Source organism: Haloferax gibbonsii ATCC 33959 (assembly GCF_000336775.1).
GTDB lineage: Archaea > Halobacteriota > Halobacteria > Halobacteriales > Haloferacaceae > Haloferax > Haloferax gibbonsii.
Window position 1 is genome coordinate 169594 of record NZ_AOLJ01000028.1, and the last position, 12794, is coordinate 182387.

General features: G+C 66.5%; 14 protein-coding genes. 11 read left to right on the forward strand and 3 right to left on the reverse strand.

Annotated elements, in window-relative coordinates; all coding sequences use genetic code 11:
- Positions 1-14 precede the first annotated feature (14 nt).
- From C454_RS18850 to C454_RS18875, 6 genes are all read left to right on the forward strand, one after another.
- The gene (locus tag C454_RS18850) at positions 15-1157 is read left to right on the forward strand and encodes a metal ABC transporter substrate-binding protein (protein ID WP_004978125.1); all 1143 of its coding nucleotides are present in this window, start codon (positions 15-17) and stop codon (positions 1155-1157) included.
- On the forward strand, positions 1154-1972 hold the full coding sequence (locus C454_RS18855) for a metal ABC transporter ATP-binding protein (RefSeq protein WP_004978126.1): 819 nt from the start codon (positions 1154-1156) through the stop codon (positions 1970-1972). Before C454_RS18850 ends, C454_RS18855 begins: the two co-directional genes overlap by 4 nt.
- Positions 1969-2955 (forward strand): metal ABC transporter permease, encoded by a 987-nt coding sequence (locus C454_RS18860; RefSeq protein WP_004978128.1) that lies wholly within the window; start codon positions 1969-1971, stop codon positions 2953-2955. Before C454_RS18855 ends, C454_RS18860 begins: the two co-directional genes overlap by 4 nt.
- A 267-nt stretch (positions 2956-3222) precedes the next feature.
- Positions 3223-4287, forward strand: coding sequence for a methyl-accepting chemotaxis protein (locus C454_RS18865; RefSeq protein WP_004978129.1), 1065 nt, complete (start codon positions 3223-3225; stop codon positions 4285-4287).
- Positions 4288-4725, forward strand: a complete 438-nt coding sequence (locus C454_RS18870; protein WP_004978132.1) for a chemotaxis protein CheW — start codon at positions 4288-4290, stop codon at positions 4723-4725.
- Between the two features lie 48 nt (positions 4726-4773).
- On the forward strand, positions 4774-6084 hold the full coding sequence (locus tag C454_RS18875; protein WP_004978136.1) for an MFS transporter: 1311 nt from the start codon (positions 4774-4776) through the stop codon (positions 6082-6084).
- A 3-nt stretch (positions 6085-6087) separates the two neighbouring features.
- Here the strand turns inward: C454_RS18875 and C454_RS18880 are convergent, their stop codons facing one another.
- Positions 6088-6693 carry a twin-arginine translocation signal domain-containing protein gene (locus tag C454_RS18880; RefSeq protein ID WP_004978138.1) on the reverse strand — a complete coding sequence of 202 codons (606 nt, stop codon included), beginning with the start codon at positions 6691-6693 and terminating at the stop codon, positions 6088-6090.
- Between the two features lie 184 nt (positions 6694-6877).
- Here C454_RS18880 and C454_RS18885 point away from each other — a divergent pair, with 184 nt between their 5' ends.
- The 4 genes from C454_RS18885 to C454_RS18900 all read left to right on the forward strand — a co-directional run bounded on the left by C454_RS18885 (position 6878) and on the right by C454_RS18900 (position 10245).
- Complete coding sequence (locus C454_RS18885) at positions 6878-7519, forward strand: NADPH-dependent F420 reductase (RefSeq protein ID WP_004978140.1); 642 nt, start codon at positions 6878-6880, stop codon at positions 7517-7519.
- Positions 7520-7695: 176 nt separating this feature from the next.
- Positions 7696-8010 (forward strand): HalOD1 output domain-containing protein, encoded by a 315-nt coding sequence (locus C454_RS18890; protein ID WP_004978141.1) that lies wholly within the window; start codon positions 7696-7698, stop codon positions 8008-8010.
- Between the two features lie 181 nt (positions 8011-8191).
- A complete protein-coding gene (gene glmM / locus C454_RS18895; RefSeq protein WP_049905300.1) occupies positions 8192-9517 on the forward strand; it encodes a phosphoglucosamine mutase in 1326 nt (441 codons plus the stop codon).
- A 116-nt stretch (positions 9518-9633) separates the two neighbouring features.
- On the forward strand, positions 9634-10245 hold the full coding sequence (locus C454_RS18900; protein WP_004978145.1) for a nitrous oxide reductase accessory protein NosL: 612 nt from the start codon (positions 9634-9636) through the stop codon (positions 10243-10245).
- A gap of 47 nt (positions 10246-10292) precedes the next feature.
- Here the strand turns inward: C454_RS18900 and C454_RS18905 are convergent, their stop codons facing one another.
- Positions 10293-10715, reverse strand: coding sequence for a hypothetical protein (locus C454_RS18905; protein WP_004978146.1), 423 nt, complete (start codon positions 10713-10715; stop codon positions 10293-10295).
- A 594-nt stretch (positions 10716-11309) separates the two neighbouring features.
- Positions 11310-11588 (reverse strand): PadR family transcriptional regulator, encoded by a 279-nt coding sequence (locus C454_RS18910; protein WP_004978148.1) that lies wholly within the window; start codon positions 11586-11588, stop codon positions 11310-11312.
- A gap of 349 nt (positions 11589-11937) precedes the next feature.
- Between C454_RS18910 and C454_RS18915 the strand changes: the two genes are divergently transcribed.
- Positions 11938-12471 carry a DUF7344 domain-containing protein gene (locus tag C454_RS18915; protein ID WP_004978149.1) on the forward strand — a complete coding sequence of 178 codons (534 nt, stop codon included), beginning with the start codon at positions 11938-11940 and terminating at the stop codon, positions 12469-12471.
- The last annotated feature ends 323 nt before the right edge of the window (positions 12472-12794 follow it).

Here is a 12794-nt window from a genome sequence, read left to right on the forward strand (position 1 = left end):
AGTTTTCTAATAACATGCGAACGAAAACCCGACGCAGGTTCCTCGCGACAGTCGCCGGAAGCGCCGCCGTCGGCCTCGCGGGCTGTCTCGGTGACGGCTCGTCCGATTCGACCGACTCGTCAGCCGAATCGGAGACGACGGCCGCGGCCTCGTTCTTCGTCTTCGGCGACGTGGCCCGACGCGTCGCTGGCGACGTCGCGTCCGTCGACACGCTCGTCCCCATCGGTCAGCACGGCCACGGCTGGGAGCCCGGCCCGGACGTGCAGGGCCGGGTACTCGAGTCCGACCTGTTCGTCCACGGAATGCCCGGCTTTCAGCCGTGGGCCGACGACATTCGGTCGTCGCTCGAAGCCGACGGGTCGGATGTCACCGCGGTCGACGCCTCCGCCGACGTGGAACTCCACGAAATCGGACCCGACGGCCACGTCCACGACGACGAGTCCCACGACGAGGCGGAACAGCACGACGAAGAGGCGCACGCGAACGAGACGCACGAGGAGACGCACGCAAACGAGACACACAGCGAAGAGACCGAACACCACGAAGAGACCGAACACCACGAAGAGACCGAACACCACGACGACGAGCACGCCGAGGAGTCGGAGAGCCACGACCACGGCGAGCTCGACCCGCACTTCTGGCTGGACCCGACGCGGGTCGCCACCGCGACCGAGACGCTCCGCGACGCCTTCCAGTCGGTCGATTCCGCGAACGCCGACGCCTACGCCGCGAACGCCGAGTCCTACCGCGAGACGCTCTCGGAACTCGACGCGGCGTTCGAGGACGGCCTCGCCGCCCGCGACCGCGACGTGATTCTCGTCGCCGGCCACGACGCCTACGGCTATCTCTCCGACCGCTACGACCTCGAAATCGTCGCGCTCACCGGTATCTCGCCGGACGAGGAGCCGTCGCCACGGGACATCGAGCGGGCGCAGGCGACCATCGAGGAACACGGCATCCGACACGTCCTCGCCGACCCGCTGGAGTCCGACCGCGCCGCACAGCAACTCGTCTCCGAGACGGACGCCGAGGACGTGCTCCCGCTCACGCCGCTTCCCGGCGTAATGACTGAGTGGGAGGAAAACGACTGGGGGTACGTGGATATCATGCGAGAGGTGAACCTCCCGTCGCTCCGGACGGCGCTCGGCGCGCAATGACGGCCGTCTCGCTCAGCGACGTGTCCTTTTCGTACGGCGACGTCCCGGTCGTCGACGGGGTTTCGCTCGACGTGGCCGAAGGCGAGTTCCTCGGCCTCGTCGGCCCGAACGGCTCGGGCAAGAGCACGCTCCTGACGCTGATGCTCGGGCTCCGCCGTCCGACCCGCGGCGAGGTGCGACTGTTCGACCGCCCCGCCCACGACTTCGCCGACGGCGAGCGCGTCGCCTACGTCGCACAGGACGCGACGGACGCGGCCCGGGACATGCCGGTCACCGTCCGCGAGGTCGTCCGGATGGGTCGTTACCCGCGGAACCTGTTCGGCCGCTTCTCGGCCGACGACCGCGAGGCGGTGGCCTCGGCGCTCGACCGCGTCGGTATCGCGGACCTCGCCGACCGCCGGGTCGGGGCGCTCTCCGGCGGCCAGCGCCAGCGAGTGTTCGTCGCCCGCGCGCTCGCCGCGGAGGCCGACCTGCTCGCCCTCGACGAGCCGACGGTCGCCCTCGACGCCGAGTCCCGCGAGGCGTTCTACGACCTCCTCGGCGAACTGAACCAACAGGGGATGACGGTCGTCCTCGTCGAACACGACATCGGCGTCGTCACGGCCCGCGCGTCCCGAATCGCCTGTCTCAACAAGCGGCTGTACTTCCACGGCGACACCGACGACTTCGCCGAGAGCGACGCGCTCGCCGCGGCCTACGGCGCGAACCAGCGCGTGCTCGACCACGACCACGGCCATCACCACGGCAACTCTCACGACCACCAGCGGGGTCACTCCCACGGCGACGCCCGCGCCGAACCGGAGGACGAGCAGTGAGCGGCCTCGTCGCACTCGCGGCGACCGACCTCCTCGCGGTCGATTTCTTCGCGGCCGACTCCCTCGCGCCGCTCCTCGTGGCCGACGCGTTCACGGGCGTTTTCGACTGGTTCTTGACGGCGGTCGTCGGCGGGGCGTTCTCGTGGCTCGCCGGCGTCACCGGTCTCGACTTCCTCGGCTACCCCTACATGCAGCGGGCGTACCTCTCGGTGCTCTGCATCGGCGTCGTCGGCCCGCTGGTCGGGTCGTTCCTCGTCTACCGCGACCTCTCGATGGTCGGGGACACGCTCGCCCACACCGCCTTCGCGGGGGTCGCGCTCGCGCTCTTCCTCGACGCGACGCTCGGCCTCGCGGTCCCGCCGCTCCTCGGCGCGCTCGTCGTCGCGGTCGTCGCGGCGCTCGTCGTGCAGGCGCTCATCGAGTACACCGACGCCCGGAGCGACGCCGCGCTGGCGATGGTCCTGACCGGCGGCTTCGCCCTCGGGAGCGTGCTCATCTCGCTCACCGGCGGCGGCATCTCGGTCGGTATCAACCAGTACCTGTTCGGCTCGCTGGCGACCGTCTCGCGGGCCGACGTGGGACTTCTCGTCTCGATGGGACTCGTCGTCGTCGGCTCGGTCGCGGTCGCCTACCGGCCGCTCGTGTACGTCACGTTCGACGAGACCGCCGCCCGCGCGTCGCGGCTCCACGTCCGCGCCGTCAACACGCTCCTGTCGATTCTCACCGCGTTCGTCGTCGTCAGCGCGATGCGAATCATGGGCGTCATCCTCGTCGCGGCGCTGCTCGTCATCCCCGTCGTCACCGCCTCGCGACTCGGGCGGAGCTTCAAGCAGTCGCTCCTCTACGGCGTTCTCGCGGGCGAACTCGCGGGCGTCGCCGGCGTCACGGTCGCGTACCTCTACGGGCTCGCCGCCGGCGGCTCCATCGTCCTCGTCGCGCTCGCGGGCTTCGTCGCCGTCGCCGCCGGACACCGACTGTCCTGAGCGGTTCGCGTTTCCGCCCGGCTTCCCCGCTTCGGCCGTAGTGGTTCGGCACCCCCGCGCCTGTCTCCGGCCTTGCCCGGACAAGTGATTTTTAAACCGGCCGACGATTTCTGGTTCTATCAGCCGCTGGTAGTGTGGTATCTATCCTGCAATATACCTCCCGAATCTGTTATTTTTGGCAGTTTCGAGCCGGTTAGCGGCAATGTGGGGTTATCCGATTTGATACTGTTCGCGAATACTTATCACATCACTCCCACACGTTTTCGTATGGCAATCGAGCGAAACAAACGCGAACCGGCCGCCGGTGACGGGGCCGCCTCCCGACAGCACGACGCGTATTCCGGTCGCGGTGCCGCCGGCGCGGCGACCGACGAGGTTCTCGACGACGTGGACGACGTGGACGACGCGACCGACGAAATCGGCACGGCCGTCGCCGAACTCTCCCGCGCCTCCGAGAGCGTGGCCGTCAGCGCACAGGAGATAAGCGACCTCGCGGGCGACCAGTCGACCAACATGCACGAGGTCGCCGGCGAGGTGTCGAACCTGAGCGCCAGCGTCGAGCAGATCGCCTCCAGCGCCGACCAGACGAAGGCGATGAGCGACCAGGCGCGCGACCTCGCCGCCGAGGGACGAAGCTCCGCGGACAACGCCGCGGACGCGATGGAAACCGTCGACGACGTGACCACCGACGTGTACGACGAAATCACCGACCTCCGCGCGAAAGTCGACCAGATAGACAGCGTCGTCGAAGTCATCAACGACATCGCCGACCAGACGAACCTGCTCGCGCTCAACGCCTCCATCGAGGCCGCCCGCGCCGGCGAGGCGGGGGCCGGGTTCGCCGTCGTCGCCGACGAGGTCAAGAGCCTCGCGGAGCAGTCCCGCGACAGCGTCTCCGAAATCGAGGCGGTCGTCGGCGACATCCAGGAGACGACCGAGACGACCGTCGGCAACATCGAGGAGGCGAACGAGGAGGTCAACGACGGCATCTCGGAGGTCGACGCGGCCGTCTCCGCGCTCCGGAACATCGACGCCGCGGTCGGCGAGGCCGCCGCCGGCGCGGAGGAGGTCGCCCGCGCGACCGACCAGCAGGCCGCGAGCACCGAGGAGGTGGCGAGCCTCGTCGACCAGACCGCCCGGGGCGCAGAAGAGGTCGCCGGCGAGATAGACCAGGTCGCCGCGGCCACCGAAGAGCAGACGGCGAATATTTCCGAGGTCGCGCTCCTCGTCGGCCACATCGACGACGAGGTGGACGAGCTTGAGGACGAGGTGGACGACCTCGAAGACGAACTCGACGCGACCGAAGACGGGCTCTCCGCCCGGGGCGCGTAGATGTCGCTCACGGACGCGCCCGACGCGGCGCTCGACGAGCCGACGCAGGTTCTCGAATTCGACATCGGCGCGGAGCGCTACTGCGTGGCCCTCGACGTCGTCACCGAGATTATCGACCGCAAGCCGGCCCGCTCGCTCCCGGACTCGCCGCCGCACGTCGTCGGCGCGATGGACTACCGGGGCGCGACGACGATGCTCGTCGACACGGCCTCGCTCCTCGGCGTGGGTTCGAACCCCGACGCCTCCCGCGTCGTCGTCTTCGACGCCGCCACCGAGGACGCGACCGTGTTCGGCTGGCTGGTCGACGAGGTCGACCGCGTGACGACGGTCGACCCCGAGACCGTCGACGACGCGCCGTTCGGCGACGACCTGACCCGCGGCGTCGTCAGGGGCGACGACGGCCTCGTCGTCTGGGTCGACCCGCCGGTCGACGAATAGGCCGACCGCACCGTACTTTCTTGAACGCTCCCGCGAACCACTCGGACGATGAAAACACGTCGGGACGCCGTCGATAGCTTCGATTCCTTCCGGCAGTTCGTCGGGCTCGAACGCGACGTGTTCGTCCTCTCGGTGGCGATGTTCGCGTTCAGCCTCTCGTTTCAGATGACCGGCCGGTACGTCCCGGAGTACCTCCGGGTGCTCGGGGCCGGCGCGACCGTCGTCGGCCTCTACGGGAGCGTCGGCAACCTCATCGGGGCGCTGTACCCGTATCCGGGCGGCGCGCTCTCCGACCGCCTCGGGTCGCGCCTCTCGCTCACGCTGTTCGGGACCGTCTCGTCGGCGGGCTTTCTCTTCTGGTTCGTCGCCCCGCAGGTCCCCGAAGTGACCCTCGCGGGCGTCTCGCTCGAACCGTGGCTCTGGATTTTCGTCGGGCTCTTTCTCACGCAGGCGTGGAAGTCGTTCGGCCTCGGCGCGACGTTCGCCATCGTCAAACAGAGCGTCCCGCCGGAGCGACTGGCGATGGGCTTCGCCAGCACCGAGATTTTCCGCCGCGTCGGCTTCCTCCTCGGGCCGCTCATCGCGGCCGCGCTGCTGGCGGCGACGGCGACGTTCGTCGAGGGCTTCCGGTACGTCCTCGTCGTGGCCGCGGTCTTCGGCGTCGTCGCCACCGTCGCTCAGCACGTTCTCTACGACGCGGGCGAAGACTCGCTGGGCAAGTCGTTCGAGGGGCTCGCACAGCTCCGCGACGACCTCCGGTCGCTCCCGGAGACGCTCCGCCCGCTCCTCGTCGCGGACACGCTCGTCCGGTTCGCCAACGGGATGGTGTACGTCTTTTTCGTCATCGTCGTCACGGAGTTCCTCGAAGTCGGCTTCACCGGGTTCGGCGTCTCGCTTCGGCCGGCCGCCTTCTTCGGCGTCCTCCTCGGCGTCGAGATGGTCGTCGCGCTCCTGACGAAACTCCCCGTCTCGAAGCTCGCCGAGCGGACCGGGCTCAAGCCGGTCGTCGGGCTCGGGTTCGCGGTGTACGCCGTCTTTCCGGTCCTCCTCATCTTCGCGCCGGCGGACCAGTGGGTCGTCGTCGCCCTCTTTGCCTTCTCGGGGCTCCGGTTCGCCGGTCTCCCTGCGCACAAGGCGCTCATCGTCGGCCCGGCGGAGCGAAACGCCGGCGGGCGGGTGACGGGCGCGTACTACCTCGTGCGGAACACCATCGTCATCCCGAGCGCGGCGCTCGGCGGCTGGCTCTACGCGCGGGACCCGACGCTCGCGTTCTCGGTCGCGTCGCTCGTCGGCGTGGTCGGCGTGGTTTACTTCGCACTGCGCGGAAAAGAGTTCGAGGCGTACGCCGGCGGGGCCTGACGCTCAGTTCGGGACGACGAGGTCGACCTCGAAGTAGTACATCGCCTCGAGGTCGCCCTCGAAGACGAGGTGGATGAGCGCGTTCTTGTCCGCCGGGACGTTGTTGCTCACGTCGGTGTCCTCGGCCACGAGGTCGCCCTCGGCGTCGTACACCCGACCGACGACGCTCAGTCGCCCGATGCGCGAGGAGGTGTCCACGGAGAGACCGACGCGGTAGGTTCCCGCCTCCTCGTCGGTCTCGGCGTAGTTCTGCCACGTCTTCGCGTACGGGAGGTCCGAGGAGACGACGACGCCCGGCACGGGTCCCTTCGTCAGGAGCGTGCCCACGACGTCCGGGTCGTCGTCCTCGCGCTCGAAGTCGATGCGGTCCTCGGGAGCGTCGGTCGTCGGCTCCGGCGTGGGTTCGGGTGTCGGTTCGGCGGGCTGTTCGGTCGTCGGTTCGGGAGTCGACTCGGGCGAGTCGGTCGCCGGTTTCGCGGGCTGTTCGTCGCCCGCAGGGTCGTCGTTCTGGTCGGCCGCCGGGTCGAGCGCGTTACCCTCCGCACCGAGGCAGCCGGAGAGGAGCACCACGCCCGCTCCGACGCCGCCGAGGAATGTTCGTCTGTTCATGTCGCTTCCAACGACACATATATACTAAATTATGATTGTACTGAATGGCTGAAGATTCCGGGATAGAGAAGGTCTGTGGCGGTTATAGGGGTCATTACGATTAGTGACCCACGAGTGAAAGGGGGGTCCGTCCCACGTCGCCGACCACGCAAAGATTCAACTTTGTTAACATACATCTTTGTTCATGGACATCGGAATACTCGGCGCTGGCCGACTCGGCGGGACGTTGGCCCAGCTCCTCGTGGAGTCGGACCACGAGGTTGCGATAGCCAACGAAAGCGGGGTCGAGTCGCTCGCGGACCTCTCCGAGACGCTCGGCCCGCAACTTCGCGCGGTTGAACCGACGCGGGCGATTCGGTTCGGCGACGTGGTCTTCCTCGCCGTTCCGTTCCGAGAGCGCGAGTCACTGCCCGACGCGGACCACTTCGCGGAGAAGATAGTCGTCGACGCGATGAACCCCTACACCGAGAACTTCCACGTTATCGACCTCGGCGACGACACCTCCTCGGAACTCGTCGCGGCTCAGCTCCCGGACGCGAAACTAGTCAAGTCGTTCAACACCATCCACTGGGAGACGCTCCGCGACCTCGGACATCCCGACCTCCCCGAATCGGAACGTCTCGCGGTCTTCCTCGCCGGCGACGACTCGGACGCCAAGGCGCACGTCGCCGACCTCATCCGCGACATCGGCTTCGGCCCGGTCGACGTCGGCGACCTCGTTCCGGGCGGCGAACTACTGGAACCCGGTTCAGCGCTCTACAAGCGCGAAATCACGGTCGAAGAGGCGCGTGAGACCGTCCGAACGCTTCGTGCTCGGCAGGGCTGACCGTCGTACCCGTGGAACTATCACGATTTTTGATTGTGTATGGTGAACACCAGATTGCGCTCGCGGAGTACCACGGCCGTACCCGTCCGTTTCCGTGACGTTCACGAATTACAACTGTTCACAAATAGCATGGATTTAAGGGCCATCATCTCACACAGACGCCTGTTAAGGCACCCATGATGGCACAGACGAACGACTGGAAGGACTCGCGCGTGACGTACGACGAGGCGACCGGGTCGTACCGCGTCGACCGCGATTCTTCCGAGCTACTAAGTACGAACGTTGTATTGAGTATTGCGGCAATCGAGGGCGTCCGACCGACGCAGCTCCCGCCGCTCGCACAGACTATCGACCCCGACGCCCTCGAAACGGTCTTCGGCCGTTCTGAGGACGCGCTCCTCTCGTTTTCCTACGCGGGCTACCGCGTGACGCTCGACGCGCTCGGTTCTATCGAAGTGGTCCCCATCGGCGACGCCCAGCCCCTCCAGTGAGGCGACTCACCGCCTAATCGCCGACCACTTACCGCTCATCTCCCCCGGCGAGTGGCGACACGGTCCCGCGATTCGTTACGCCGGCCTCGCGGTTCGCCACGGTCCAGTAGGTGCCGCCTGACCGCCCGCTCGTGACAGTAGGCGAAACATACCAAAACGTCCTGTCACCGTCTCCCACGGTATGTTCGGAACGAGTGGAATCAGAGGTCCGGTTGGCCGAACCGTGACCGCCGAACTCGCCCTTCGAATCGGCCGCGCGGTCGGCTGCGACGCCTGTACCGTCGTCGTCGGGCAGGACGCCCGCCTCAGCGGAGACGTCCTCGCCGACGCCGTGAGCGCAGGCGTCCGCGAGTGCGGCGCGAACGTGGTCCGACTCGGCGTCGCCTCGACCCCGACGGTCGCCCGCGCGGTCGGCTGGGCCGGCGCTGACGCCGGTATCGGTATCACGGCGTCTCACAACCCCGCGTCGGACAACGGGCTGAAGCTCTGGACGCCGAGCGGCCGCGCCTTCGACAAGGCCCAGACGCGTGACATCGTCCACCGGCTCAACCGCGACGAGGTGTCGCTCGCCCCGTGGGACGAACTCGGCGAGGAGCGCGAGTGGCCCGACGCCGCCGCCCGCCACGTGAACCACCTCGTCTCGTCGTTCGACGACCTCGACGACGTGTCCGTCGCGTTCGACCTCGGCAACGGTACGGGTCGCGTCTCCGTCGACGCGCTCTACGAACTCGGCGCGACGGTCAACACCATCGACGGCCAGCAGGACGGCCGGTTCCCCGCCCGAAAGAGCGAGCCGAACGCGGAGACGCTCACGGCGCTCCGGCGGACCGTCCCCGCGCTCGACGTGGACGTGGGGCTCGCCCACGACGGCGACGCGGACCGACTCGTCGCGGTCGACGAGACCGGCGCGTACGTCGCCGGCGACGCGCTCCTCGCGCTGTTCGCGCGGGACGCCGTCTCCCCGGGCGACGCCGTCGCCGTCCCCGTGGACACGAGCCTCCTCGTACAGGACGTGGTCGAATCCGCCGGCGGGCGCGTCACCTACACGCCGGTCGGCGACGTCCACGTCGCCGAGGCGGTCGCCGAACCCGGCTACGTCTTCGGCGGCGAGCCCTCCGGCGCGTGGATTTGGCCCGACGAGACGCTCGCGCCCGACGGCCACTACGCGGCGCTCAAACTCGCCGACCTCGTGGCCCGCGGCGAACCGCTGTCCGAACAGGTCGCCGACCTCGGCGGGGCGGCGTACGCCACCCGCCGCGCGAGCCTCTCGTTCGACGACAAACACCAGGCGATGGACCGAATCGCCCGCGACATCCACGCGACGTACGACGAGGTCGACACCATCGACGGCATCCGCGTCGACACCGACGACGGCTGGTTCCTCGTCCGCGCCAGCGGGACCGAACCGCTGGTCCGCATCACCGCCGAGGCCCGCGACGAGGCCGACGCCGACCGCCTGTTCGAGGACGTTCGCTCGCTCGTCGAGGGCGCGCGCGTCGTCGCCTGAAGCACTCCCTTTTGTGACCCGCCCGCCTCCTCCGCCGGGGTAGTTCAGTTCGCGCACGCGAGCGACCGTTCTCACGGTTTATGTACCATGGCGCCCGACCTCCGCACAGAGCGACGATGCACGACGACTCTCCGCCGCGCGACCGCTCGAACGGTTCGCTCACGCGCCGAGCCGCGACGAAAGCCGTTTCACTCGGCGCGCTCGCGGCCCTCGCGGGCTGTCTCGGCGTCGGTTCGAACGCGGAACAGCGGCCCGACCCCGTCGATCTCTCGGGCGGGAAGGAAGACGACCAAGGCGGGATGGTCATCGGCCTCCACGCCGGCCCGAACGGACAGATTTTCTACCGCGAGAACGCGCCGGAGGGCCACGACAACCCGGCGTGGTTCCACACCCTCAGCATGGGGCTGTTCCCGTACTACTTCGAACACCGAGAGCAGGGCTGGGAGGCGACGGCGGTGTACGTCACGGACTACTCGACGGTCGACTACGAGCTCTCGACCGAGGGTGGCGACACGTTCATCTCGACCCACACCGACGCCGAGACCTTCGGCGACGCCACCGAGATGACGTACGTCGTCGAAAGCGACGTGCTCGGAGGCATGGGTAAAGACCTGATTCCCTTTTCGTCGGACTCCGACGCCGACGGGTTCGTCGCCGAACACGGCGGGGAAACCGTATCGTTCGACGACGTGACACCCGAGTGGCTCAGCGGCTACATGCGCTCGTAGCGCCGCCGCTGTCGGTCGCTTCGAAAACAACGGAGTTTCCGACGGCCTCAGAACGAGTCGTTGGGGATGCGGACGCCGTCGACGTAGACCGACACCGCGTCGGTCGACTGGAAGTTGGTGATGTCGCCCGCGAACTGGTAGCGCCGCGAGTCGTCGTCGACGGTTCCCTCGGCGGCGGGACCGACCGTCCCGGTCGTGCTGAGCGCGCCGTTCGATTGGAGCGGTGAGATCGAGCCGCTGACCGTCACTTCGAACGAAGAGACGGGACCGGTGCCCGCGACGACGAGCGTGTGCCCGTCGTCGTCGACCGGTTCGTCGGCCTGTTCCGTCGCCGAGCCGAGCCCAGAGAATCCCGCGAGTGCACCGGCGGCCGATACCGACCCGCACAGCGCGAGGTACTTGCGTCTACCGACGTCGTCGTCAGTCGTCGTCGTTTCTGGGTCCTGCCCGGTGGACCGTTCACTTACCATGTCTCAGGGGTTGCGGATTACACCCATAAATGTTGCGATAATTACATTAGTTGGAATACATGAATATCTATCGACGATACTATTGAGATCGTTACTGTTCGAATCGACGACGAGTTCCGACGATTCACTTCGACCGAAAAAACGACCGACAGCGACCACTTATTCTCGAATTAATCCGTTTCTTATGGCTGCATTAATGGCTGATTTGCGGTGTCGATTTGATTGTCCTTTTTGTGATATTTTTGACGGCGACCGAATGTACTAACTTCTGATAAATATCTCAGTGGCGTGCGCAGCGACCGCTCTCTCGGTCGTCCGAGCGTCTATGAACCTCGAAACCGCGGCGGACGAGTCGGGAGTCGCGGCGGCAGCGAGCGTCGAGCCTCGTCGAACGCGGTCGGCTCAGCGCCGCTGCGGTCGCTCGACTCGAATCGGCGTCAAAAAGGGGAGAGGACCGGACGAGACCGCGGGGACCGATGCGGCCACCAGCGACGAGCTGTTCTCGTCTTCGTTTCTTCCGGGGCGAGCGTCCCACTCGCGCCCTCGGGTGTTCGAACGGACGGTTCGTCGCTCCGCTGTGGGGACGGCGGCGTGCTATCCGAGGAACCCGACGTGGCGGTCTTCCCAGTCTCGGCGCTCGACGATGGACTCGCGACCTTTCTCGGACATCTCGTAGAAGTTCGTTCGGCGGTCGTGCTGTCCCTTGTTCACGTACCCCTGTTCGACGAGGGCGTCGAGGTTCGGGTAGAGCCGACCGTGGTTCACCTCCCCGACGTCCTTGCTGATCATCTCTTTAATCTCCTGCCCGGACGGGCGCTCTGCGCCGGCAATCACGTACAGCAGGTCTCGCTGGAAGCCAGTCAATTCGAACATTGTAGTCTCGAATCTAAGTATCGCCGCCATCGGGTATTGTTAGCCACCTCTATACTGGACAATTGGGTTCCTTACCGCCGCTGTCGCGAGTTTGCTCCCATTCCGGCGCGAGGACTTTTCTCGAAATCGACGAGATACGTAATCATCTCCGAGACCGAGATAACTCCCTCCCGCTGACGGTCCGTCTCCGAGTAAATATCGCGTGAAGATGAGCTTAATCCCCGTTAGAAACCGGTCCGGTGCCTCCCGGAAACGTCACGATAACAAAGGTCGGTTGTGGTGTACTACGACTCAACCGGGTCGGCTCCCCCTTTCGCATCGCGTGCGAGGACCGCCCCCGAACACGACGATGACAACCCTATCAAAAGACGAGCTCTTTCGCATCCTCAGTAACTCGCGCCGGAGGCAGATTCTCTACTTCCTCCACCGCGCGGGCGAAGCAATCTCGTTGAAGCAACTCGCGGCGATGGTCGCGGCTCGAGAGAACGGCACGGCGGTCGAGGACGTGACCGACGAAGAGCGACAGCGCGTGTATATCTCGCTGTACCAGACGCACCTCCCGAAACTCGAGAGCGCCGGGCTGGTCGATTACGACGACGAGGAGCGCTCCGTCGAACTCGTCCCGAACGTCGCCAAGCGGGGGTTCTTCTGGATGCAACCCGACGCGCGCGAGTCGTGGAGCCGGTACTACGCGCTTCTCGGCGCGCTCAGTTGGGTGCTCATCCTCGGGGTGTGGGCGGGGCTCCCGGGATTCGCGCTCGTCTCGTGGAGCGCAATCGCGGTGTTCGTCTCCGCGGCGCTCCTCGCGCTGGTGTTCGCGCAGTACCTCTCCGAGCGACGCGAGGGCACCTCGGCCGACGCCTTCGAAGCGCTCGTGGAATAACCCCCGGATAAATCGTCATCTCGCGACCGCCGTGGGCACCCGCTCCGGCGCGCTCGCGTATTCTCAGTCGGTGCTACTGCCGAATCGTCGTATCCGTGAGTTTAACTGCCAGTCGAGTTTGATGTCCCTCTCGATAACGGCTTCCTTAGACGGAAAACCGGGACACTCTGCCACTTCGCGGTAGGACTACGCTACTATCGGATACATTGAAAGTCTGAGTTAGTATAGATTGTTACAACCAGTTTACTCGCAGATTTTGCGTCCCTAACAGTCGGACAAATCAGAGTGTGGGATTCTCAGACAAGTATATATCCTCGTTTAAC